Source organism: Bacillus litorisediminis, from assembly GCF_022808645.1.
GTDB lineage: Bacteria > Bacillota > Bacilli > Bacillales > JC228 > Bacillus_BF > Bacillus_BF litorisediminis.
In genome coordinates, this window is record NZ_JAKZKT010000043.1 from 1 (window position 1) to 24,256 (window position 24,256).

The 24,256-nt window shown below is 40.7% G+C and carries 25 protein-coding genes and 1 pseudogene; 3 read left to right on the forward strand and 23 right to left on the reverse strand.

Translation table 11 applies throughout. From position 1 onward, the window contains the following. Positions 1 to 179: 179 nt before the first annotated feature. The 7 genes and pseudogenes from prfB to MLE14_RS17765 all read right to left on the reverse strand — a co-directional run bounded on the left by prfB (position 180) and on the right by MLE14_RS17765 (position 8,954). Positions 180 to 1,281 (reverse strand): peptide chain release factor 2 gene (prfB, locus tag MLE14_RS17735; RefSeq protein ID WP_243299751.1). Its coding sequence is split into 2 segments (ribosomal slippage): positions 180 to 1,208 and positions 1,210 to 1,281, totalling 1,101 coding nucleotides; the frame shifts between segments, so codons are not numbered across the junction. 142 nt (positions 1,282 to 1,423) lie between these two features. Then, complete coding sequence (secA, locus tag MLE14_RS17740) at positions 1,424 to 3,943, reverse strand: preprotein translocase subunit SecA (RefSeq protein WP_243299752.1); 2,520 nt, start codon at positions 3,941 to 3,943, stop codon at positions 1,424 to 1,426. A 479-nt stretch (positions 3,944 to 4,422) separates the two neighbouring features. After that, positions 4,423 to 5,022 (reverse strand): S-layer homology domain-containing protein, encoded by a 600-nt coding sequence (locus tag MLE14_RS17745; RefSeq protein WP_243299753.1) that lies wholly within the window; start codon positions 5,020 to 5,022, stop codon positions 4,423 to 4,425. 309 nt (positions 5,023 to 5,331) lie between these two features. After that, positions 5,332 to 6,179: pseudogene (locus tag MLE14_RS17750) on the reverse strand (DUF1028 domain-containing protein). 27 nt (positions 6,180 to 6,206) lie between these two features. Further along, on the reverse strand, positions 6,207 to 6,737 hold the full coding sequence (locus tag MLE14_RS17755; RefSeq protein ID WP_243299754.1) for a chromate transporter: 531 nt from the start codon (positions 6,735 to 6,737) through the stop codon (positions 6,207 to 6,209). Continuing rightward, positions 6,734 to 7,309 (reverse strand): chromate transporter, encoded by a 576-nt coding sequence (locus tag MLE14_RS17760; protein WP_243299755.1) that lies wholly within the window; start codon positions 7,307 to 7,309, stop codon positions 6,734 to 6,736. The genes MLE14_RS17755 and MLE14_RS17760 overlap by 4 nt, the downstream gene beginning before the upstream one ends. Before the next feature lie 34 nt (positions 7,310 to 7,343). Further along, a complete protein-coding gene (locus MLE14_RS17765; protein ID WP_243299757.1) occupies positions 7,344 to 8,954 on the reverse strand; it encodes a gamma-glutamyltransferase family protein in 1,611 nt (536 codons plus the stop codon). Positions 8,955 to 9,401: 447 nt separating this feature from the next. Between MLE14_RS17765 and MLE14_RS17770 the strand changes: the two genes are divergently transcribed. Beyond that, the gene (locus MLE14_RS17770) at positions 9,402 to 9,713 is read left to right on the forward strand and encodes a hypothetical protein (RefSeq protein ID WP_243299758.1); all 312 of its coding nucleotides are present in this window, start codon (positions 9,402 to 9,404) and stop codon (positions 9,711 to 9,713) included. Between the two features lie 80 nt (positions 9,714 to 9,793). Here the strand turns inward: MLE14_RS17770 and MLE14_RS17775 are convergent, their stop codons facing one another. After that, positions 9,794 to 10,243, reverse strand: coding sequence for an Lrp/AsnC family transcriptional regulator (locus MLE14_RS17775; protein ID WP_243299759.1), 450 nt, complete (start codon positions 10,241 to 10,243; stop codon positions 9,794 to 9,796). Between the two features lie 150 nt (positions 10,244 to 10,393). Between MLE14_RS17775 and MLE14_RS17780 the strand changes: the two genes are divergently transcribed. Then, positions 10,394 to 11,473, forward strand: coding sequence for an HD-GYP domain-containing protein (locus MLE14_RS17780; protein WP_243299760.1), 1,080 nt, complete (start codon positions 10,394 to 10,396; stop codon positions 11,471 to 11,473). 40 nt (positions 11,474 to 11,513) lie between these two features. Here the strand turns inward: MLE14_RS17780 and hpf are convergent, their stop codons facing one another. The 6 genes from hpf to flaG all read right to left on the reverse strand — a co-directional run bounded on the left by hpf (position 11,514) and on the right by flaG (position 15,461). Further along, positions 11,514 to 12,074, reverse strand: coding sequence for a ribosome hibernation-promoting factor, HPF/YfiA family (gene hpf, locus MLE14_RS17785; protein WP_243299761.1), 561 nt, complete (start codon positions 12,072 to 12,074; stop codon positions 11,514 to 11,516). A gap of 263 nt (positions 12,075 to 12,337) precedes the next feature. Continuing rightward, the gene (locus MLE14_RS17790) at positions 12,338 to 12,724 is read right to left on the reverse strand and encodes a hypothetical protein (protein ID WP_243299762.1); all 387 of its coding nucleotides are present in this window, start codon (positions 12,722 to 12,724) and stop codon (positions 12,338 to 12,340) included. Between the two features lie 8 nt (positions 12,725 to 12,732). Then, the gene (locus tag MLE14_RS17795) at positions 12,733 to 13,083 is read right to left on the reverse strand and encodes a flagellar protein FliT (protein WP_243299763.1); all 351 of its coding nucleotides are present in this window, start codon (positions 13,081 to 13,083) and stop codon (positions 12,733 to 12,735) included. Then, on the reverse strand, positions 13,070 to 13,480 hold the full coding sequence (gene fliS / locus MLE14_RS17800) for a flagellar export chaperone FliS (RefSeq protein ID WP_243299764.1): 411 nt from the start codon (positions 13,478 to 13,480) through the stop codon (positions 13,070 to 13,072). The genes MLE14_RS17795 and fliS overlap by 14 nt, the downstream gene beginning before the upstream one ends. Before the next feature lie 33 nt (positions 13,481 to 13,513). After that, a complete protein-coding gene (locus MLE14_RS17805; RefSeq protein ID WP_313897781.1) occupies positions 13,514 to 15,061 on the reverse strand; it encodes a flagellar hook-associated protein 2 in 1,548 nt (515 codons plus the stop codon). Between the two features lie 34 nt (positions 15,062 to 15,095). Next, complete coding sequence (gene flaG / locus MLE14_RS17810; RefSeq protein ID WP_243299765.1) at positions 15,096 to 15,461, reverse strand: flagellar protein FlaG; 366 nt, start codon at positions 15,459 to 15,461, stop codon at positions 15,096 to 15,098. Positions 15,462 to 15,684: 223 nt separating this feature from the next. Between flaG and MLE14_RS17815 the strand changes: the two genes are divergently transcribed. Further along, a complete protein-coding gene (locus MLE14_RS17815) occupies positions 15,685 to 17,184 on the forward strand; it encodes a PAS domain S-box protein (RefSeq protein ID WP_243299766.1) in 1,500 nt (499 codons plus the stop codon). A gap of 63 nt (positions 17,185 to 17,247) precedes the next feature. Here MLE14_RS17815 and MLE14_RS17820 read toward each other — a convergent pair whose 3' ends face one another. The 9 genes from MLE14_RS17820 to flgM form a co-directional block, all read right to left on the reverse strand. After that, the gene (locus MLE14_RS17820) at positions 17,248 to 17,442 is read right to left on the reverse strand and encodes a YjfB family protein (RefSeq protein ID WP_243299768.1); all 195 of its coding nucleotides are present in this window, start codon (positions 17,440 to 17,442) and stop codon (positions 17,248 to 17,250) included. Positions 17,443 to 17,888: 446 nt separating this feature from the next. Beyond that, on the reverse strand, positions 17,889 to 19,256 hold the full coding sequence (locus MLE14_RS17825) for a flagellin N-terminal helical domain-containing protein (protein ID WP_243299769.1): 1,368 nt from the start codon (positions 19,254 to 19,256) through the stop codon (positions 17,889 to 17,891). A 199-nt stretch (positions 19,257 to 19,455) separates the two neighbouring features. Continuing rightward, positions 19,456 to 19,680 (reverse strand): carbon storage regulator CsrA, encoded by a 225-nt coding sequence (csrA, locus tag MLE14_RS17830; protein ID WP_243299770.1) that lies wholly within the window; start codon positions 19,678 to 19,680, stop codon positions 19,456 to 19,458. 4 nt (positions 19,681 to 19,684) lie between these two features. Further along, positions 19,685 to 20,131: a flagellar assembly protein FliW gene (gene fliW / locus MLE14_RS17835; protein ID WP_243299771.1), complete on the reverse strand. Its 447-nt coding sequence runs from the start codon at positions 20,129 to 20,131 to the stop codon at positions 19,685 to 19,687. 13 nt (positions 20,132 to 20,144) lie between these two features. Then, positions 20,145 to 20,735, reverse strand: a complete 591-nt coding sequence (locus MLE14_RS17840) for a DUF6470 family protein (RefSeq protein ID WP_243299772.1) — start codon at positions 20,733 to 20,735, stop codon at positions 20,145 to 20,147. A gap of 55 nt (positions 20,736 to 20,790) precedes the next feature. Continuing rightward, the gene (flgL, locus tag MLE14_RS17845) at positions 20,791 to 21,705 is read right to left on the reverse strand and encodes a flagellar hook-associated protein FlgL (RefSeq protein WP_243299773.1); all 915 of its coding nucleotides are present in this window, start codon (positions 21,703 to 21,705) and stop codon (positions 20,791 to 20,793) included. A gap of 11 nt (positions 21,706 to 21,716) precedes the next feature. Next, positions 21,717 to 23,318: a flagellar hook-associated protein FlgK gene (gene flgK, locus MLE14_RS17850; protein ID WP_243299774.1), complete on the reverse strand. Its 1,602-nt coding sequence runs from the start codon at positions 23,316 to 23,318 to the stop codon at positions 21,717 to 21,719. A gap of 32 nt (positions 23,319 to 23,350) precedes the next feature. Further along, the gene (locus MLE14_RS17855) at positions 23,351 to 23,833 is read right to left on the reverse strand and encodes a flagellar protein FlgN (protein ID WP_243299775.1); all 483 of its coding nucleotides are present in this window, start codon (positions 23,831 to 23,833) and stop codon (positions 23,351 to 23,353) included. 19 nt (positions 23,834 to 23,852) lie between these two features. Then, positions 23,853 to 24,125 carry a flagellar biosynthesis anti-sigma factor FlgM gene (gene flgM, locus MLE14_RS17860; protein ID WP_243299777.1) on the reverse strand — a complete coding sequence of 91 codons (273 nt, stop codon included), beginning with the start codon at positions 24,123 to 24,125 and terminating at the stop codon, positions 23,853 to 23,855. Positions 24,126 to 24,256: the final 131 nt, after the last annotated feature.

Consider the following 24,256-nt stretch of genomic DNA (forward strand, 5'->3'; position numbering starts at 1 on the left):
TGAATGCTTCCCAATGTTGATTTTCATCAAAAAAGATTTGTTTAAGAATATTCCTCTCCATAAATTGAAAATACCACAGTCCAAACGACCGTGGTAGACCCAAAAATTTATACTTTCTTATCTTTTTTAAAAAAAACCCCGACACACAAAGTGTCAGGGTGCAGAATTCCACATAAAATCTATTGAATTTGCGATCTCAAATAAGCATCGATAAATTGATCAATATCTCCGTCCATTACAGCTTGAACGTTACCGGATTCAGTATTGGTACGGTGATCTTTCACCAAAGAATATGGGTGGAAAACGTAAGAACGGATTTGGCTTCCCCAGCCGATTTCTTTTTGCTCTCCGCGGATTTCGGCTAACTCTTTTTCTTGCTCTTCAATTTTTCGTTGATAGAGTTTCGACTTCAACATTTTCATGGCCTGCTCACGGTTTTTTATTTGTGAGCGTTCGGTTTGACAGGTTACCACAATACCGGTCGGAATGTGGGTGATCCTTACGGCAGAGTCAGTCGTATTGATATGCTGTCCGCCTGCACCGCTCGCACGGTAGGTATCGATTTTAATGTCTTCATTTCGGACTTCAATGTTGATTTCTTCGTTAAATTCAGGCATAACCTCACAGGATACAAAGGAGGTGTGACGGCGGCCGGAAGCATCGAATGGAGAAATCCGGACTAATCGGTGTACTCCTTTTTCCGCTTTCAAATAGCCGTAAGCATTGTGTCCCTTGATTAATAAAGTAACACTTTTAATACCGGCTTCATCACCCGGCAAATAATCAAGTGTTTCAACTTTATATCCTTTTTTCTCAGCCCATCTTGTGTACATCCGCAGAAGCATGGAGCCCCAGTCTTGAGACTCGGTTCCGCCCGCTCCTGGATGCAGCTCCAAAATAGCATTATTTTTATCGTAAGGCTGGCTTAAGAGAATTTGGAGCTCAAACTTGTTTACCCTTTCGATCAGCTCCTTTAACTCAGATGCCAGTTCAGCTTGAAGGTCATCATCTTTTTCTTCTTTTACTAAGTCATAGGTAAGCTCAAGATTTTCGTGAACCTCTGCCATATCCTTAAACTCATTGACTTGGTCTTTTAAAGCATTGGATTCACTAATGATCGCTTGTGCTTTCTGCTGATCATTCCAAAAATCGGGCTGAAGCATAATATCTTCTAACTCAGCCATTCGTGCCTCTTTGTTTTCTAAGTCAAAGAGACCCCCTGAAGTCCGCTAATTTCTTAGCTGTTTTATCTAATTCTTGTTTAATCTCAAAAAGTTCCATGTCTTTCACCTCTATAAAAAATTTGCTGGCTTATTTCTCGTAATATAACAGTTAAAGAGAGCTGGTCAATGACCAACTCCCTGAAGATGGGGTCTCATCCCCTAAAACGTACTTATACACAGGGGTAGAACCCCCAATTATGTTAAGCTTCTTTCCCATGACAGTGCTTGAATTTTTTACCGCTTCCGCATGGACATGGGTCATTGCGGCCAACGTCGAGTGATTTGCGGACTGGCTGGCGTTTTTTCTTGGAATCGCCATCGCTCTTGCCTGGGTCTACAGCATGACCTTTGGCAACTTCCTGACGTTGAAGATTTTCACGAATTTCAGCTTTCATGATATATTTCGCAACATCTTCCTCGATGCTTTCAACCATCGTTTCGAACATCGCAAAGCCTTCTTGTTCGTATTCACGCAGTGGATTGATTTGTCCGTAGGCACGTAAATGTATACCTTGACGAAGCTGATCCATTGCATCGATATGATCGATCCACTTAGAGTCAACAGAACGGAGGACAATAACCTTTTCAAACTCACGCATCCGCTCAGAACCGAGTTCATTTTCCTTCTCGTTGTAGCGCTCCTGCACTTTAGCGTAGATCATATCCACAATATCTTCGTGCTCTTTATTTTGAATGTCTTCAAGCGTAATGTCGCCTTCACGTAGAAGGTTCGCGTTGACAAAGTCGATTAGACCGCGAAGGTTCCAATCTTCCTCATCTTCATTTCTTGGCATATGGGCTTCAACATTACGTTCAATGACAGACCGAATCATTTTCTCAACGATTTCTCTTAGGTTTTCTGATTCTAGTACTTCATCACGCTGGTTGTAAATGATTTCCCGCTGCTGACGGAGAACATCATCATATTGCAGGAGCTGTTTACGGGCATCAAAGTTATTACCCTCTACGCGTTTTTGCGCAGATTCAACAGCACGGGATACCATTTTACTTTGAATCGGCTGCGAATCATCCATTCCCAGGCGCGTCATCATATTTTTCATGTTGTCTGAACCGAAACGGCGCATCAATTCATCTTCCATTGAAAGATAGAATTGAGAAATACCGGGGTCCCCCTGACGTCCGGAACGACCGCGGAGCTGGTTATCGATCCGGCGGCTTTCATGACGCTCAGTACCAATAACTGCGAGGCCGCCAAGTTCTCTGACACCTTCGCCAAGCTTGATATCTGTACCACGCCCTGCCATGTTGGTTGCAATCGTAACAGCACCTTGCTGACCGGCAGAGGCAATGATTTCTGCTTCTTTGCTGTGGTTTTTCGCATTCAATACATTATGGCGAATCCCTTTTTTATCAAGCATTTTTGAAATTAATTCAGATGTTTCAATCGCAACGGTACCGACAAGTATAGGTTGTCCTTTCTTGTGGCGCTCGGCGATATCCTCAACAACTGCACGGAATTTACCATCCATGGTGGCATAAATTAAATCCGGACGGTCTTCACGCGCGATTGGTTTATTTGTAGGAATAACGATAACATTCATGTTATAAATGTTACGGAATTCCTCTTCTTCCGTCTTCGCAGTACCTGTCATACCAGCAAGCTTTTGATACATACGGAAGTAGTTTTGGAACGTAATGGTCGCCATGGTCATGCTTTCATTTTGAATTTCCAAGCCCTCTTTTGCTTCGATGGCTTGGTGAAGTCCGTCACTGTAACGGCGACCTTTCATCAAACGGCCGGTAAATTGGTCGACAATTACTACTTCCCCATCTTGCACCACGTAATCGACATCACGGTGCATCGATGCATGGGCCTTTAGAGCCTGGCTGATATGATGGTTAACTGTTACGTTTGAAATATCAAACAGGTTTTCAATCCCGAAGAATTTCTCAGCTTTAGACATTCCTGTTTCCGTCAGCTGAACACCTTTTGTTTTTTCATCATAAGTGTAGTCTTCATCACGCTTCAAACTGCGAACGAATGCATTTGCTTGAACGTAAAGCTGTGTCGATTTACGAGCAGACCCGGAAATAATTAATGGAGTTCTCGCTTCGTCAATTAAAATTGAGTCAACCTCATCGATTACAGCAAAGTGCAGCGGACGCTGAACCTTTTGTTCTCTATAAAGCACCATGTTATCACGCAAATAATCGAAGCCAAACTCGTTGTTGGTTCCGTATGTGATATCTGCATTATAAGCAGCCTGCTTTTCTTCTCTTGATAAGCCATTTAAATTGAGTCCAACTTTAAGCCCTAACGCTTCAAATAGTTGACCCATTTCGGTCGCGTCACGGCTGGCCAAGTATTCGTTGACTGTAATGACGTGAACGCCTTTTCCAGTTAAAGCATTTAAATAAACAGGTAAAGTCGATGTTAACGTTTTTCCTTCCCCTGTTTTCATTTCGGCGATATTCCCTTCGTGCAGAGCCACGCCACCCATTAGCTGAACGCGGAATGGATATAGCCCTAACACACGCTTTGCAGCTTCCCGTACGACAGCGAATGCTTCGACAAGAAGATCATCGAGTGTTTCCCCTTTTTGATAGCGATCCTTGAACTCATCTGTTTTACTGCGGAGCTGCTCATCAGAGAGCTTTTCCATATCAGAAGCCAACGCTTCGATCTGATCAGCCAGCTTCTCAAGACGCTTCAATTCACGCTTATTCGGATCAAATATTTTATCTAAAATTCCAGCCATGATACCGCTCCTTTTCCCAACACTGTAAGAACCAGTTAGTTAAAACTCGGCATCCCCGAGATTATTGCAATTACTATTTGTACCCTACTCTATATATCGGAAGTATATGGCAGGCCTCTACTAATCAGCAAAAGGCTCAAAAATAGTCGTATACTTCTTCCAAACATCCTAAAAACTTACTTTTTCACTCCTTAACATATTACCACTTCGGCCAAAGCGTGACAACTAAGAGGGGTAATCAGAAACAGGGGCAGAAACAGGGGGACGGTTCTTCTGTTTCACCCATACCTATTGAAACAGAAGAACCGTCCCTTTGTTGCACAACTCCCATCTAAAAATAAAAAGCTCCAGTCGAAAAACTGGAGTTTAAGAGGTTTTAGTATAAATCTTTTGATTATTGAAGTATCGGTTTCCGCCACTGGTACCGCCCCATTCTTCTTGTCTGTTCAAGGACACAAACTTTAGAATGATTATCTAAGCTATTGTAAGTATGGTAAAGCTCTTGTCAGAATGGCAGCAAATTCTCCTCTGGTTACACCACTATATGGTCTGAAAGTATTGTCTGTATAACCTACCATAATTCCATGAGCGAACGTTTTTTTGATATAAGGGTAGGCCCTGCTAAAAGGAGATACATCCGTGAATGGTATTTCCTGCTCTAGTTCTAACGTAAAGGTCCGATCTATGACAATAGACGCATCTCCTCTCGTCAAAGCAGACCAAGGGCGAAAAATTCCACCATATAAACCTTGAAAAACCCCTGCCTTCGTTGTTTCATTAATATAACCGCTGCCAAATGTCTCTTCAGTTACATCCCAATATGGTGTATCAGTCGGTGTTCCGTCAAGACCAAGTATTCTCCCAATCATAACTGCTGCTTCGGCTCTTGAAACAACCTTATTGGGGCGGAAGGTATTATCTTGAAACCCGCTAATTATATTCTGTTCAGCTAAATAGGTAATTTCTTCGTAAAAATGATGGTCCTCCGGAACGTCACTAAAGCTTTGTGCTTTTGTAACTGTAGAAAATACCGAAAACACAATGACAACAGCAACAAAAGAACTAATAAACTTATACATTCATATCCTCCTTTTGGCTTTAACCCATTTTCCTACTAAAATCATTTGAAAAAAAATTCATCCCATTGCGATGTTTCAGGTTAACTTCGCCTGCTGTTCCCCCACCTCCCGTTTTTGTTCGTTGTGTTTATTTTAACGAAAATAATTTTCCATTTGTTTAAACATTTGAAAAATAGGTAAAATTTACCACTTTTTGGTATCGTTCAAAAATTGTCAGACAAATAGAAAAAACCCCAGTTCTAAACCGGAGTTTAAAAATTACATCATTTATATAAAATTTCGATTTTCATCTAAAGGTCAAAAAACCTATCAAGATTGTTTTTTCATATAATCCAATACATCTAAATCGATAAGCCCGTTTGCTTGTTCTCGCATTTCGAAGTTTTCGGAGTGGATATATTTAGTTAGGGCCAGCTGAAGCACGTCATCGGTTGGAGACTGACTGTTCAAATACTGAAGTCTGTTGAGCTGAGCCACTAAGGTAGCTTGGACATCTCCCTGAATAGGTACAATTTTTTCAGGGGAGGGCTTGGCAAAATAAAGCTGGTGAATTCGGTAAATCCGTTTAAGTTCTTCAATCGGTTCTTTATGGTCTTCTACTCGCAAATCAATATAGCGGTCATTAAACCCGCCATAGCCCCCTTTATCTTTTACGACAAGAAGGGATGCAGATTGCATTCCGCGCTTATCCCCGCCAGCCTCCTGACCTTTTTCCAAAGCAGCCAGCAGTCTTTCAGCCAATGTGCCTCTTGTTTCTGTAAAAGTTTTCGACATCGCTGCGACAGTCTTTTCATCAACAAGAATATTCCCTTGCGCGGCAAAGTGAAGTCCAGACTGACCGCCAGCCCAATCATAGCACACTTTACCTGTGTAGCTCGCAGCATTCCCTTGTGCATCCACTACACCGATTTGTCTCAAATGATGGTCCGGATCATCCTGAATCAGTTTATGGATAACCATCGCAGCTGACATGCCTCTTTCCAGCATCGCCAACCCTCTTGGCCCGTATGTCGTATTGGCATACGACCTGAGTTGCGATGGCTCAAACTCCAGCCTTTGCCCAAGGAACAACAGCGCCTACCCCTACAAAATTTCGACTGTACTGCAACGCCCCATTCTTTTTCTTTTGGATCATATCCAAATATAGAGAATGTCATGTTAACTAGTTCCGCCCCTTAGTAAAACTATGCTAAAAAAAGTCCCCCGTACACAAGTGCCAACGCAATCACGAAAGCTGGATGCACCTTAAACCGCTCCATCAGCAGATAAGCGGCGACTCCAATTCCTATTGTCTGCCAAATTCCAAGATCATTCTCAGAGGTCAGGAAGAAATCAATCGTCATCACACCAAGCAAGACTGCGATAACAGGACGAACATAGGTACTCAGTCTTTTCACCTTAGGCGAGTCCTTATATTTTAATAAAATCGCGAGCAAGCCTATCATTAGGATTAGTGACGGGGCTACTGAGGCAAATAAAGCCACAATTGCTCCTAAGATTCCGCCGATATCATAACCGATATATCCGGCCATTTTTGTCGCAATCGGACCTGGCAGAGAATTTCCAAGCGCAACAATTTCACTAAACTGTTGAACCGTATACCAACCATAACGGTCCACCACTTCATTCTCAACCAAGGGAATCGAAGCTGGTCCGCCGCCATAACCCAAAATCCCCGGAATAAAAAACGCTAAGAAGAGTTCCCAAAATATCATCCTATACTCTCCTTCTTAACCTGCTCTTCTTGCTCGGGAACAGGATCTTTTTTCACTATTGCAAAAAGAAGGATTCCAAAGATGATAATCGCAGGATGTAATCCTAAAAACTGAATCAATATAGCCGACCCTGCTACCATCAATACAGCAGTTTTCCACCCTAGGGATTGATCTGATTTTTTATAAAAATCCCAGGTAAGCACACCGAGCATCACCATCACGACCGGAACAACGGCCTGCGACATCCCATGCACCCACGGTTCATCCTTGTAGGCATTCAAAACCGTTAATAATAAAATCATCGCCACTACTGTAGGCAAAATGGTCGCTATAAGCGATACGATTAATCCCGGAATGCCGCTCACTCTGTACCCGATATAGCCGGCCATTTTCGTGGCAATCGGGCCCGGCAGCGCATTACCCAATGCCAAAATATCCGAAAATTCATCATCATTCATCCATTTATACTTGCCCACTACTTCTTTATGAAAAAGAGGAATCGAGGATGGTCCCCCTCCAAACCCTAAAATTCCGACGCGGAAGAAGGCAACAAAAATATTCCAAAGTGTCATGCTGTCAACTCTCCTCATTTTTACATGGACGATCCTACCAAGCGGCAATTGCCCCATCCGTTCTAGATTCAGTACCACCCATCAATACACCCGTTTCCGGGTCACGCCAAATAATTTGACCGCGACCAAAGCCGCCTGTATCAAGGGCTACTTGAATCTGATGACCTTTACGGGCTAAAGCTTGCGCTACATGGTTCGGGAAGTGTGGTTCCACTACAAACTTTTTCCCTTCAAGCCACTGCCATCTTGGGGCATCGAGTGCAGCTTGCGGGTTTAGACCGAAGTCGACGGTATTCATCACGACCTGCATATGGCCTTGAGGCTGCATATAGCCACCCATAACGCCGAACGGTCCAACGGCTTCGTTATCCTTTGTGAGGAAGCCAGGGATAATCGTATGATACGTTTTCTTACCTGGTTTTAATGCATTCGGATGTTCAGGATCTAATGAAAAGTCATGACCTCGATTTTGCAGGGAAATTCCGGTTCCCGGTACAACAATTCCGGATCCAAAGCCCATATAGTTACTCTGAATGTAAGAAACCATGTTTCCTTCGCCGTCTGCAGTGGCTAAATAGACAGTTCCGCCTTTTGGCGGAGTGTATGAAGCTGGTTCTATGGCCGTATCGCCAATTAAAGATCTCCGGTCAGCTGCATAGCGTTCAGAAAGCAGTTCTTCAGCTGTAATCCTCATATCCTTAGGGTCTGTAATAAATGCTTTTCCATCCGTAAAAGCTAGTTTTATCGCTTCCAATTGATGGTGCACAGATTCAACATCTTCACGATGCTTCATTTCAAAGCCTTTTGCAATATTGAGTGCCATCAATGCGACAATTCCTTGGCCATTTGGCGGGATTTCCCAAACATCATAGCCCCGGTAATTAACAGAAATCGGATCGACCCATTCTGCTTCAAATGCGGCCAAATCTTCCTTTGTTAAGTAGCCGCCATGCTTTTCCGAAAAAGCAGCTATTTTTTCAGCTAACTCGCCACGGTAAAAGCTTTCTGCATTAGTCTCAGCAATCGACTGAAGCGTGCGCGCATGACCTTCAGAGCGCCAGACTTCTCCGATTTTTGGTGCACGGCCATTCGGTGCAAACGTGTCAAACCATGGCTGAAACTCTTCTGTTTTAAATTCCTGTTTAAAGCGGTTATAAGCAATGCTCCAATACTTTCCAAGAATTGGACTCAATGGATAGCCTTCATCCGCTAAACGAATCGCTGGCTTCAGAACCTCTGTTAACGGGAGCTTTCCAAACTTCTTCGATAGTGCTGCCCATGCTCCAGGTGCACCTGGAACGGTAACCGGTGTCCACCCAAACGTTGGCATTTTCTCATGCCCCTTCTCTTTAAGAGCTTCAATTGAAATGCTTTTAGGTGCTCTTCCGCTTGAATTTAACCCGTGAAGTTGGCCCTTTACCCAAACAAGTGCAAACGCATCACTCCCGATTCCATTTGAAGTCGGTTCGACAACCGTTAACGCTGCAGCCGTTGCAATTGCAGCATCAATCGCATTCCCGCCTTTTTGCAGTATTTCAAGTCCTGCCTGAGAAGCCAGTGGCTGTGAGGTCGCTACCATTCCATTGCGTGCAAAAGTCGTCATCCGCTGAGATGGATAGGGATGATTAAGAAAATCGGTAAACATATAAACACTTCCTTCTAAATGATTTAAAAAACCAATCTATTACTATCAAATGTTAGTAATTAATAAAAATGACTTTACAAATGAAATTTCTTAGCTTGTAATCCAATTTTAGCGAAAATTTTAAAAAATATCTACAAGATTTACAGAATTTGTCGAAGTGAAACAGAGGGACGGTTCTTGTGTTTCAATCTGACAATTGAAACACAAGAACCGTCCCTCTGTTGCAAAATTGGCTTTTATTGAAACTCCCAACCAGCAAGTAAAATTTTTCCCCAAGCGGAAAAAATTAAGTTTGACTTCAAAATAATCGAATACTAATATAAAAAACGTTGTGTTTTTAACTAAATGCGCATTTAGTGACTTTACTTAGATCTATCCTTCTCATTTGCTTAGACACAAGAATGATGGGGAACAATTCATAGTAGTAACTACAGGAGGATTTACCATATGAAAACATGGGTTGCCATATTAGCCATTCTCGGCGGTCTTGCAGGGATTGTCAGCGGATTCCTTGTAACGGCTGGAGGGGCTGTATTTGGAGAAGAAGAAATGGCTAACGATGGGGCTGCAGTCTTTTGGCTGTCTGCACTAGCGATCATTTTAGGATTCTTATCATGGAAGTGGAAAACCATTGCAGGAATCGGCTTAATCATCATTGCGGTTTATGGATTTTTTGCGAACGGCTTATTCTTTACCATCGCATTTATTTTCTTATTAATAGCAGGGATTTTATCTTTCCGAATCAAGAAAAATGCATAAACTCAGTGAAACGGAGGGACGGTTCTTGTGTTTCGATCAGAATAGTGAAACACAAGAACCGTCCCTCTGCCTCTGTTTCATTATAATTTTAGTCCGGAACGGCTCTTAAATCTCCGCAGCAGAATATGACTTTCCACTCGTGTGATTCCTTTTAAGCTATATAATTCATTGTTGATAAACTTCTCTAAACTTGTAAAATCTTCGACTAAGACGTGCATATGTAGGGTGCTTGGACCTGTCATCTGATAGCAGCTGGCTACATTTGGATTATCCGCTAAGGTTTGAGCAACCTCAACAAGTGAACCCGGTTCACAATCTACCTCAAAGAAAGCAGAAACCTTTTTCCCTACTTTTTCAGAATTCAGAACTACACTAAACTTTTCAATGACTCCGTTTCTCATCAGCTGCTGCACCCGGTCCCGTATTGAAACCCTCGATAGCCCAAGTTCCTTCCCAATATCGACATAAGACAATCTTCCGTTCTCAGTTAACAGCTCTAATATTTTTAAATCCGTGTCATCTAGCTTCATTCAATTCACCCGCTTGTCCAAATTTCCATGGTTTTCTATTATTATACGTTGATTCATAGTTCGTTTGTATTATTTTTTTGTTCTAAATTTCGTAAATTCTGATACATTTAAAGGTAGGACAAGTTTTAGGAAAAAGGGGAATTATTTCCTATGAAAAAAGTACCTGTCAGGTTTGTAAAGGAAGGCGATGTGCTCGCCGTTGATTTATATACAGAAGATTTTCTCCTGCTATTAAATAGAGGTACGAAGCTATCTTCCCCGCTCCTAGCCTTAATTGAAAAACGTAATATTTACGAATTATATATTGAGGATGGAGTAACGAACGATGTATTTTACAACCCAATTATCGAGCACCGTGAAAGAAGAGAGCTGCATCAGCAAATCTATCGTGTCCTTTTTGCCTATTTGTCACAAGAGGAGATTAACTCGAAATTTAATTCGATTGATTTAGGCAGAGAATTTGAAAATATCGCAAGAACCCTCTTACATTACATAGCGCCTAAACCACAGATTCTCCATAGCTTTCATGATCTCCACCAATATGACCAATCGATGTTCCAGCATTCTTTAAACGTTGGAATCCTATCTGGTGTAATCGGGGTTGAGCTGGGACTATCTAAAGATGAATTGATTGAACTAATGGTGGGGGCGATGCTATTCGATATTGGCATGACCCGTCTGCCGCGGCAGATTTTAACAAAAAAAGGACGGCTGAGCCAAGTTGAGCGCAAAATGGTCCAGCGCCATGCTGAGAATGGGTTTAATCTGTTGGTTAGGGAGCGCAATATTTCCGAAATGTCAGCGCTTTGTGCTCTGTACCACCATGAACGGTTAGATGGTGGCGGCTACCCCAAGCAGCTCCCCGGCAAATCGATTCACCTTTATCCCCGCATCGTGGCAGTTGCGGATGTGTTTGACGCCTTAACAACGAAGCGCCACCATAGAGAACCTTATACCGCTCACGAAGCAGTCGAATATTTATATGCTGCAGGCGGTTCATTGTTTGATGTTAAGATTATCAAAGCCTTTTTGCGCTGTATCGCGATTTACCCGCCAGGCTCAAGAGTCCAGCTCAATAACGGGTTAGCTGCAATCGTAGTCCAAGGCTTTCCTGACTATCCGCTCCGCCCATTAGTCAGAATCATCGAAGATAAAAATGGGAAAGCCTTACCTATCCCAATAGATGTCGATCTTCGAAAACATCAAAATATTACCATTATTAAAAGTTAAAGACCTGCAGACGCTCAGCTGCAGGTCTTAGTATTAGAAGTTACACAGTTTCAATCAAACCGTATTTCCCGTCTTTACGTTTATAAACAACATTAGTTAAATTCGTTTCAGCATCGGTATATACATAAAAGTTATGTCCTAGCATATTCATTTGTAAAATGGCTTCTTCACTATCCATTGGTTTTAGATCAAAACGTTTTGTACGGACAATTTCTAAATCATTGTCTGTTTCTGATTCAGTTGCGACTGCTGAGGCACTTTCATCGAATACAGCAAATAATTCCTTCGTACTTCCTTTTTCCCGGACTTTACGGTTTACTTTCGTTTTGTGCTTGCGAATTTGCCTTTCAAGCTTATCAACAATCAAATCAATAGCTGCATACATATCTGGATTCACTTCTTCGGCCCGAAGTAAAAGCTGCGGCATTGGAATCGTTACTTCCACTTTAGCCGTCTTATCAGGTAACACCTTCAAATTTCCATGGACATCGGCATTTGGAGATTCAGTAAAGTACTTTTCCAGCTTGCTAATTTTCTTCTCTACGTAATCCCGTAATGCAGCTGTTACTTCAATGTTTTCACCACGAACAATATAGTTCATGTGCTAATGCCCCCTTCATCCAATTATGTACTACTATACAACTACTTCTATACTACCCGTCCCATTTCCTGCCTAAACGGGTAGAAATCAAATGTCATAGAACTGTCATATCTTCCGGTTATCACTACTATATGAATTGAGAGCCATTCAACATGCATGGAAATTTGGGTATAGAGGGAAATTGTGGTGAATAGAGGGGTGAAACAGCGGGACGGTTCTTGCGTTTCATCGTACTTCTGAAACGCAAGAACCGTCCCCTTGTTTCAATGTGCAATATACCGCTTCAATATCTTTTGCATCCTTGCAGACCACTCAATGAATGCTGGAGCAAATGTTTCTTGGACAAACACTTCCTTAAAGTTGTAGTCATTCAGTTTTCCATTAAATTTAAGAGAATGTTCAAGTACTACCCCAAACTTTTCCAGAGCCTGCATTAATTCCAGGTCATCTTCCAATGTCTGTTCAAGAATCCCGTGAGTCGTTAGAATTTGTTGAAACGCAGCAAAGATATCTCCCAGAATTCGGTCGCCATTCAGTTTCTTGGAGTCATTGAAGCTTTCCACCAAATATTGAAACGCCGTGTCCAGCGTTTGCAGTAGTGCTGCATATTCTCTAATGATAGGAAGATCCTCTTCACGCGGCCATTTCAAACTATCACCTATTTTCGTTTATCATAAAACATTCCATCATAATTTAGAGATTTATAGGGATTCACGTACCTTTCCCGCGTCTGTTTTCGCTTCGAAAAAGAAACAATATCTTTTTGAATTAAAACCTTTTCAGATTGGAGCAGCCCCTGAATCTCTTTTTCGAAATCAATACATTGTTTGCCGATTTTTTCTTCCTCCTCGGAATAAGGAGGCTTCATTTGCTCAATCAGCTTCTGTCTTTTATCCAGTGCAATCTGAATATATTCAATCCGCTGATCCCGCTCCTGAGAGGCGCTTGCTTTTTTTAAAAAAGCAAGCAGTTTCGTTGTCTCTTCATAGTATTCTTTAACGACTGACACTGGTATCGGCCCCATTCACTGGCTGTTTTCGGTTTAATTGAATCACCTGTTTCCATGTATCACGAAACTCGGTGACGAACCCTTCGACCTCATCTAAAATAGCCCTGTCATTTTTCACATTCGCCTCAATCAGACGGCGATTCATATAATCGTATAATGGCAGCATTTGCTGAGAAATTTCGAAGTCAGGATTCAATGTCACCATCAGCTCCTGGATGATTCGTTGCGCCTTTTGGATATTCGTGTTTTTCTGCTCTATATTTTTTTCGTCAAGCCCCAGTCTGGCAAGCCGAATAAACTTAATACAGCCGTTATAAAGCATCAGCGTAAGCTCACCAGGTGTTGCTGTATTCACAGAGTTATCTTGGTATGCCTTGTATGGATTTTTCATAGCCATGACATATCTCCTCCAGTCTATTCTTTATAAATTCTAGTAAGAACCACCGCCAAATTGGTTCATTAAGAACATCGTTTGTTGGTTTGTCCGTTGAATCGCCTGCTCCATCGCGGAAAATTGGCGCCAATAGCGGTCTTCAATTTCAATCAGACGCCGTTCAAAATCGGAAATTCGATCGTCTAAATCATCTAAGGTTTTTCCGATTGAAAACATTTTATTAGTACTTGTAGCTTTACCAGCCTTCTCTTCAATACTCTGAATTGTATTTTTAATGGAATCACGGAGGCGGTCGGCAATTCCCTGGGTCGAACTGCTAGAGCCATCTTTATTAAACAGCTGATAAACAGCATTTGGATCTTTAGAAATAGCTTCTCGGAGCTTGTCCTCATCAATCGTCAGTTTCCCATTGTCCAGATAATTAGAAGTGGTCGTAATTCCAATTTCAGATAATTGATCAAAACTCAACAACCCGCTAACAGGATTGGAAAGAGCCTCACGCATTTGGGTAAGACCGCCTTCTAAAATACTATCACGGTAGAGAGTCCCGCTTCTTGCTCTTTCCTCCCAAAGCTCGATCTCCTTTTCCTCCATCGCTTCCTTCTGTTCATCAGTTAGAGGCGGATAATCGCGAAACTTCTTTTCGTTTGTCTCAGCATGAATTTTCTCAATCACTTCATTATACTTATCTACAAATTTGACAATCGTATCGACAATTTTATCTACATCTGGTGCCGAAGAAAAGGTAATCTCTTCCCCTGCAGCCGTTGGCTTCTTAAGCGTCAGCTCGAAACCATTGATTTGGAACGTATTGGTTGAGCGTGTAGTTGTAAGGCCATTGTAAGTAAAGGATGCATTCACTCCATGTGTTCCTACACCATTATCAGCTGCAATTGCATTTTTCCAATCCAACGCTAATGTCCCTTGTAAAAAATTCCCTGTCAGGTCCGTTAATACGATTTCAGACGGTTCATAAGAAACGTTAGGATTTTCAATATTTCCTGTATTTTTAGCTGTAATCGACACACGCTGTGTGACAGGGTCAAAAAATGTATTGACACCAGATTCATTGTTTATTTTCTTTAATAATGAATTTAACGTATAGTCAGATGGATTAAATTCAAGCTCATACCATTCTTCTGCGGTGTCCTCTAGCTTCCCATTTTCATCAATCGCTTGAATTCTGATTTTCTGCGTTCCCGTAACGTAATTGCTTAAAGGTTTGTTTGGGTCTATATTAACCGCTTGCTTACTATACATAGAAGCGGCTTTGGCAATCTGATGAACTTGCAGGGATCCGGAAAAATCAGTAACTGAATTAATGTTTCGAATCGAGACTGCATCAGGATTCGATGAACTTACTGTTTTTTGAATAAAGCTCGCTTGTCTGCCAATCCCATTGAAAATCAAATCATCTAATTCCTGTAAAAGCTTATTCATTGCGCGATAGTCATCTCGCTGCCATTCTAAATATGTTTTGCGTTGGGTTAATTTATCTAGCGGCATCCGTTCTGCCTTCATTAGATCTTTTACAAGCTGGTCTATATCCATCCCGCTTGCAAGTCCGCCAATCCGCATGTTCATTTGCTTCACCTCTAATTAAAGTCCTGTTATAACTCTAAATTTTCTCATCGACGATAAAACCAAGATATTCAGACATCGCTGCATAGATATCTAATAGTTTTTTAGGCGGTATTTCTTTAATAACTTCTTTTGTATCCTGATCAACTATCGTTACATAGTACTCTTCTAGCTTCTCGTGAAACTCAAATTTTACAGATGTCTTTGCAGGAATTAAAAATTTATTTAAATCATTCACTACTTGTTCAACTTTTTCTTTATTAGGCTGGGAAGCCTCTTGCTTACCTTCTTGAGATACTGCTTTTTGTGTTTCGGGCAAGGTGGAATCGTGCTGTTGAATCTGATTTTGAAGCTTCCACTCCGTCAATGATGCTGATTGTCCGACAGAAATTGACTTAGTCACACAAAATCCCTTCCCTAATATCATTCTTTACGTTTTATATCGTCTAAATCTCGTAATTTTAAAGTAACTCTAGACTCTTTTTTCAGATAAGCGCATTACGGAATTTGTAAAAAATTATCGATTTATGTCTAAAAATATCGAAAATACCCTTCTTTTTCTTGTAACAAAGCTGTAAAATTATTTATGAGAAAGTATATTGAAAAAATGAATATTAGGTGATATAGTGGGTAACCCTTCGTTCAAGACTCATAATTCAGAACAAATGAATAGTTCGATTTTCAATGTAGTTATAGATTCACTTTCTTATTCCTTCACTGAACAAGGAATCCATCAGTTTATGGACTTTATCCCAGCTGGAATCTTTATTCATGAAAACGGTATCATCCGTTATGTGAATCAGGTTGGGATCAGGCTTTTGCATGCACCTAATAAAGAGCACCTCATAGGAAAATCTATTTTGGATCTTCTTTACGGAGACCAAAACAAAACTGGGGAAAAGCGATTGAAGAAGCTTGGATGCGGTGAAACCCTTCCGATTATCAGGTATGATGTGAAGTGTTTTAACGGTAAGGTGACACATTTTGAATTCCATACGACTCTTATTTGTCACGAACAACAAAAATGGATGGTCACAGTCTTGCGTGATGTATCAGTCGAAAAAATGCAAGAAACGGAGCTGTACAATAAAGAGCAGCAATATAAACTGATTACAGAAAATATGTCCGAGTTGATCGCGATCTTTGATCAAAACGGAATTATACAATATACGTCTCCTTCTTATGAAATTGTAATGGGGTATAAGCCAGATTTTTATATTGGAAAAAGCGCGTTGGATATGATCCATCCTGATGACGAAGCATATATGATATCCCGCTTCGAACAATTGATTAATACAGGTGAACCGCAAAGAGTAGAATTTCGCTATCAGCATAAACATGGACATTTTGTTTGGCTAGAGGTGATCGGCAAAATTTTAACCAAGCAAGGGGATCGTACCGATTACATGGTAGTAGGACGAGAAATAACGGAACGTAAAGAAAGTGAAGCCCTAATCCGAAAATTGGATAAGCTCTCTGCAGTCGGGCAGCTCGCTGCTGGTGTTGGACATGAAATTCGAAACCCGCTCACCTCTATCAAGGGTTTTTTACAACTAATGAAACAAGACCCACTAAAATACAATGATTATTTTTATTGGGATATCATTTTTAAAGAATTATCCAGAATTGATACAATCGTTAATGAATTCATGTTCCTTGCTAAACCGCAAACTGGTTCTATGAAACAGGTTAACATCAATCAGATTGTTAAAAATACCATGACTCTTTTAGACTCACAAGCTAATTTGTATAATGTGACCTTAAGCCAGTCCTTTAGCAGGGATGAAATCATTACAAATGGAATCGAAGACCATTTAAGACAAGTGCTGATTAATTTACTGGTCAATGCAATGGAATCTTTTGAGAAAACCGGTCAGATTCGAGTCAAGGTAGAAGAACGAGAAAACTTGGTCCGAATTCGGATTATAGATAATGGCAAAGGCATTCCAAAAGAGCAGCTTGAAAAACTGGGTACTCCTTTCTATACGACGAAGGAAAAAGGAATTGGATTGGGGTTAGCGATTAGTCAAAAGATTGTGGATAGGCATAGAGGCAAGATGGCAATTCGGAGTAAAGTGGGATTGGGGAGTATGGTGGATGTTGTGCTGCCGAGGGTGAATAGTTGAGATAAATAGTTTCACATGATAAAAAATGGACCTGACTATTGGTGTCGGGTCCTTTTATTTTCTTCAAACTTGAAAATCAATTTTTTGTCCTAAAAAAGGGTGGACGGATTGCGCAGATACACTGGAACTTTCCAGCATTTTCATGAGTCCATTCGCATTAGTTTCAGAAATATTCATGACCTTTTTCATTAAAGATAGATCAACCTGACTGTGTAAATTTGATTGACTAAGAGACATTGATAATAAGGGGATGTCCATAGTACTCTCCCTCCAAATTCATTTGGGTGTGAAAAAAGGCCCTAGAAATACTAGGACCTTTGGAAAAGTGTCTAAAATTATTGAAGTAATTGAAGAACACCTTGTGGTTGTTGGTTCGCTTGCTTTGCGACTATGCCTTTCGGTCACAGAATAGACTATATCTTCACCCTTTTTACAAAGGGGCTGGGCACTTCGAACATGTTCATGTCCTACGGATTTCATCACCATAGCTAGTAGCGTTAGGTGGTCTATCCTAGTCGTTGGACCTTCTCCACTCTTTCGAGACAGGAGCTTGGCTGCTGATTGTCCATTGTTCCATCTACTCACTTCTTAAACCATCACATTTGCCGTTTCCAGCACTGTTGTGGTGTAAGTAGCTTTAGGAGGTTCCAGCAATTCACCCAGTTATGCTCTTACCCGTTACCAGATAAGACGCCCTGCGAATATTATTGAAGAAGTTGTAAAACTCCTTGAGGGACGCTATTCGCTTGAGCCAACATTGCTTGTGCTGCTTGAGAGAGGATGTTGTTCTTTGTGAACTCCATCATTTCTTTCGCCATATCTACATCACGGATACGAGATTCAGCAGCAGTTAAGTTTTCAGCAGAAGTTCCAAGATTGTTGATTGTGTGTTCTAGGCGGTTTTGGTATGCACCAAGTTTAGAACGCTCACTAGATACCGATTCAAGAGCATTATTAATAGTTGTAATAGCATCTGTTGCCTTATCAGCTGTTGTTACATCAATAGCATCAACACCAAGTGAAGCTGCTCTCATATCTTCCATTGTAATCTGTAAGGATTGTCCTTCGTTTGCACCAATTTGCATTGTAAGCTCATCTTTATTTACAGTGAGAGTAGCTGTACTTGAATCAGCTCCCTTAGCATTTAATACAATTCCCTTTAATGCACCATCTGTAACAGTAAGAACTCTTCCATCATTTTCATCTACGCTAACTCCAACTGCTACACCATCTACAGTAATAGCAGCATCTTCTCCTGCAACACTTGTTACCGTTCCAAGTAACGTTCCTTGAGCATTACCAGCAATTGTGTTAGTTTGAGTTCCGAAAGAAGTATTTGTTAATTTTAAGCTATTCGTTGCTAATGATGCTTCTAAACCTGTTTGATCTTTATATTCGTTTATTTTGTTAATAATTTGACTAGATGTATAGTTTCCAGCTTCAAATTTAATTGTAACACCATTTAATACTAATGTATCGTTAGTACCTTCTGTAATTGTTACTGCTGCTGTATTTATATCTGCATCTCCAGTTTCAGATCCTTGAACAGCTGCATTTGTTACTACTACTGAATATGAACCTTCGTTAATTGTAGATGCTAATGCGGATTTAACTTCCACGTTAGCTGGGGTGCCAGAAACAGCTTTTGTTCCAAAGTCACCATTCAAAAGTGTTTTTGTGTTAAATTCAGTTGTATTTGCAATTCTATCAATCTCTTCAGTTAATTGATCAATTTCTTTCTGAAGCTCTTGACGGTCTGTAGCTGTATTCGTATCGTTTGAAGCCTGCACAGCTAATTCACGCATACGTTGAAGTATACTATGAGTCTCATTCAATGCTCCTTCAGCAGTTTGTATCATAGAAATTGCATCTTGAGAGTTTTTGGATGCCATCTCCAAGCCTCGAATTTGTCCACGCATTTTTTCAGAAATCGCTAATCCTGCTGCGTCGTCCCCAGCACGGTTAATACGAAGACCTGAAGATAATTTTTCCATGTTTTTTGCTGCAGCACTTTGTCCAGCGCCGAGTTGACGATACGTGTTTAACGCTGCAATGTTGTGATTAATTCTCATTATTCATTTCCTCCTTGAAATAGAGCGAATCACGTCCTTGTGATCCGTCAATCTTATTTTAGAGATTGTTCTAGGTCGGCCGCCCTATCCTAACCTCTTACACTTTGTATATCGACTTGATTCGACTTAGTTTTATAGTTATTTAAAAAAATTTTTCCAATTAAACAAAAGAACTCCTTTGTTGTCGAAAGGAGTTCCCCTACTTATCTTTCTGTTCTAATATTTTCAATAAATCCCCTAAAACGAGTTTAGCCTGCTTATTTTCTTCCTCTATCATTTCTAATATTTCCTTACGAACAATCTCAATATCCTTTGGGGCGTTGATACCTAATTTAACTTGATCATTTTTCACCGATAAGATTGTGATTTCAATGTCTTCACCAATTTGGATTGCTTCTCCGTTCTTTCTAGTCAGTACTAGCATATAATCACCTCTTAGTTCCAACCGGATTGTCTCTGTATAGCCGGTGCTTGGTGTGATAGGTATCAACATTTAAAACCACTTGTTTTGCAATCTTTTTAGGAACATTTATTACTACTGGTGCTTGGAGATTGACTGTTGTTTCTTTAAACGGATCCTTTACAGTTAATATAGTCAGGACGCGTACCTCAGAAGGGGACCCCAGTTCTAATGATTTTACTGTTGCTTCATCCAGTTGGAAGTCATAATCCTGATAGAACAAAAACGGGTCGGTTACTACAAAAGCTAGATCAGAAGTTTGAACTGATTGGAGGATAAAAAACACTTGGTCATCTGTTAGCGGCAATAAAACAAATTCTGTTTCATCTTCAAATCCAGGGATACCCCTTGGAAACTGAATCACTTCGGGAGGGTCTATTTCTCGTTCACCATGATATCTGGTTACTAACTTCATTTATTCTCATCCTTTATATGGTGGTTTCAAATCCTATTCTAGTAGGCATTAAGTTTACAAATTCAATTTTCAAGTCAGGCTGCTGTACTAACTGGTATGAAACATCTCCAGGAGTATAAGAAATAATCGGTTTTTGTGGTATGACATTGATTTCTGGTTCTCTCGGTTGAGCATGAATCTCAACATTCCCTGGCTCATAATGGATTCTCACACTAAAATGAGACGGTATCCAGCCAATGTTATAATTTAATGTTTCTGGTTTTACCTTTTGATAGGCAATATCCGCAATAGCATCCCCACCGTTTTCTATTTTCATTAACTGGTTTCCTTCTTGAGCACGACGGGCAATTCCCTCTAGCCATGCTTGTTTTCCTTCCTGGGCAAAAACTTCAATCGACCTAAGCGGAGAATATAGTTTCATATCTTCCCAGGCTTTAGTTTGATCAATTGTTAATTGTCCATTTTTCGTTTCAATACTAAGTTCTGCTTTAGGTTGCCTGATTTGAACATCGGCATGAGGCTGTTTAATTTCTTGAGTAGCGTTTTTTGTTCGAATCCCAAGTATGGCCAGTTGACTTTCTATTCGAATTTGCGGAAGCTGCATTGTTTCTACCCTCCATACCTTTTAAGAAAAAAAGCTATTCAGTTGAGAATAGCTTTTATCGCAAAAAGTCTAACAATGTCGGTTGAATAATTCTTGAGCTTGCCCCGAGCGCTGCCCGATGAATACTTTCCTGCACCATCAAATCTGTAATTACGCGCTCCATATCAACGTCTTCGTTATCAGACAATATCTGATTAGCCATGACCTCTTGTTGTTTTAAGCGAGTCTCAATCATTTCTATACGATTGTATCGAGCTCCCAACTCCGAACGCTCAGCATTTAGTTTGTCCAAATGTCCATCTAAATCATTTAATAACTGATCCAGGTCATCGGTTCCAGTCCCTTTTAAAGTATCCTCAATCGATTGAATTGTATCAAATAATTCTTGACTAAAAATATTCTCGGCGTTTACGTTAGCTGTTAAACGGATGCCGCGAGAAATTTCCACCTGATATGGTTCCGTATTAATTCTAACCACTATGGCTCCTACAGCCGGATCAGTTGTAGGATCAACAGGAGGTGTAGTGTTAATTGATACAGGCGCCTGATCTACATCGGTTCCGTTAAAAATATAACGCCCTGAAACTTTTGTATTAGCCACAGACATAATATCCTGCTTCATTTGTTCAATCTCTTTTGCAACAGCCTGCTTATCATCTTCACTCAAAGTCCCATTTTTCCCTTGAATTACAAGCTCACGAATCCGTTGCAACGCACTATTCGTTTGATCAATCGCCGCTTCAGAGTTATCCATCCAAAGATAAACCTCGGAAAGGTTTCGCTGATACTGTTCGATTTCACCAAGATTTGAACGGTAGTTCATACTTTTCATCGCAACAACAGGATCATCAGAAGGGCGGGTAATTTTTTTACCAGTAGATAGCTGATCCTGATATTTACCTAAACGAGCATAGCTTTCACTTAAATGCCGGAGTGAATTATTCGCGAGCATACTTTGTGTAACTCTCATCTTCTATCCGCCTACCTTCCGCCTGTACCCATACCGTTTATGATTTTATCGAGCATTTCATCCGTTAATGAAATCATTCTTGCCGCCGCGTTATATGCGTGCTGGAACTTGATCATGTTTGTCATTTCTTCATCCAAGGAAACAGAGCTTGCTGACATGCGTCTTTCCTCAACAGCTGATCTCAATACTCCACTGTTTTGCGATAAACGAATTGCTTCCTGCGATTCAACCGCCATGTCACCGATTACTGATTCATAGTAACTGCGCAGACTGGCTTTCTCATTATTTAAGCCATAATCAAAATCTAGATTAAATACATCTGCAAGGTTTAACACGTTTGTCATATCACCAAGATCTGCTTCTGCTTGTCCATCTGGCGCACCAGGGTTTGTCTGAACCGCATTTGCTATGTTATCTAAGCTATCCTTTATATCTTGAGAAATCCCAATTCTAGAGGCAAAACCCTCCCGAGATGTTATAGATCCATTAGCACTTAGATTATCCGCAAAAAAGTTAATATCACTATTAACTCCTGCAGCAATTTCATTCGGACTCATTCCAGCAGCATGAACTTTATTAAACTCAGTTGCAAATGTGTAGGCTAAGTTATCAAGCTCTGCTAACATATCTGGGTAAGTACCGGCTACTTTATCAACCGTAGTACCATCGGCTAAAACTTCAGTAACCTTGTATCCAAACCCCTCAATTAACCCCTTCAGCTGCCCTTGAGAATCAAAATCCGTAAATGCAATCTGCTTGCCTCCTACTTTTACGAAATCCACCGAACCATTCGGGCCACCGAATGTAATATCAATCTCATTGAAGCCGGCTGGTCCAACTAAAACTGCCATATCCCCGCCGGCATCATTTGCTAGTTTTATAACAGCTTGTCCCATTGCACCCGGAGCTGGATCACCGCCAGATTCAACATAATCCACGTTAATCTTAACCATAGACGAAAGCTCATCTATTAATAAATCACGTTTGTCATATAAATCATTCGGCAAATATCCATGCGGCTCAACATCTGCAATTTGTGCGTTGACTTGCGCAATTTGGTCAAGTAAGGAATTGACCTTATCTTTCGCAATTTTAATCTCATTTTTTAAATCTGTTTTAATTCCATTTAAAGAATCTGATAGATAATTAAACGTCTCCGCAAGGGCAATTCCCCGCTGACGCACGACGGAACGTGCCCCAGCATTAGTCGGGTTTACCGCTAAATCCTGCAGCGACTGCCAAAATTGATCAATCGTATGGGACAATCCAGACTCCGATGGTTCGTTCAAAATCTCTTCCATCTTTTGAAGGGTGTCTGCCTTGGTTTCCCAATATCCGACTTTTGAGTTTTCTCCTCGGTATTGCACATCCAAAAAAGCTTCCCGAATCCGCTGAATAGCCCCTGCTTTAACCCCAGTTCCAAGCTGGCCCGGATAGTCGGGCCGGTTCATGGCTGCAGATGGATATGGTTCGGTTTGCGTAAACTCTACGCGCTGCCTAGTGTAGCCAGGTGTATTCGCATTGGCAACGTTATGCCCTGTAGTATAAAGTGCGCTTTGCTGAGTGAACATTGCACGCTTTGCCGTTTCAAGTCCGTGAAAAGTAGAAGGCATTTTGTTTCCTCCTTATTTGTTTACTCCAAAATCTATGCTTTCGTCTGAAACATCCCAGCTGGGACGGTAACTTTCGGTTTTTGTCCTTTAGGCGGACTATAATTTATGGATTCTTCCTTTGGCCGAAAAAGATTCAAACTCACATGGATAAAATGTAATGATTGCTGAATGAGCTCATAGTTTAAATTGTTTTGCAGCTCAATTTGTGCAATCACTTCCTTCAATTTATCTCTTAAACCAATCAGTTTTTCTTGTTGCTCTTGAGAAAGCTGCGGAAGGCAATCCTCTATGGTAGGTTTTTCCGCCGAAGGAACTATAACTTGAGCGGCAGCTTGTCTTTCCTTTTCGGCCCGATCAAGTTCTAATATCAATTTTTGCTCTTTTTTTAAGATTTGCTGGAGGTTCTCCATGTCCCCTTTTTTCACAACTTCAGTTTTTTGTTGGGATAATAGCAGTACTTCTTGATGAAGCTGAAGCAATTTTTCTAATTGGGACTGTAATACTTGCTCAGACATGGTTTTCCCTCCTTTATCATTAATTCTTATGCTCTCCGAAAAAATCTACTAAACTTTTCGCGACTTTTTCAGCATCAACTTTATAAGTGCCATTTTCAATTTGAGTTTGTATTGCTTCAATCTTTTTCTGGCGATCCGTAACAAACGTTGATTGCTGTTGAAGCTCTTTTGCAGTATGTGAAATTTCAATTTTATCAGAACCTGTTGGCTGCTGCTTAAGGATCGACTCTTGCTTAGCAAATGTTTGCTTATAAGGGTTCATCCCCGGAGTGCCAAAGTTGTGTATTTTCAAAGCTATAACCTCACTTTCCTATTCGAAAGCACTATTCTCTATCTCTATTATCGGATAAAGAGTCTGGATGTTTATAGATTTTTTAATTACAGTTCAATGACAAAGTTTACCATACTAAAACAAAGAAAAGG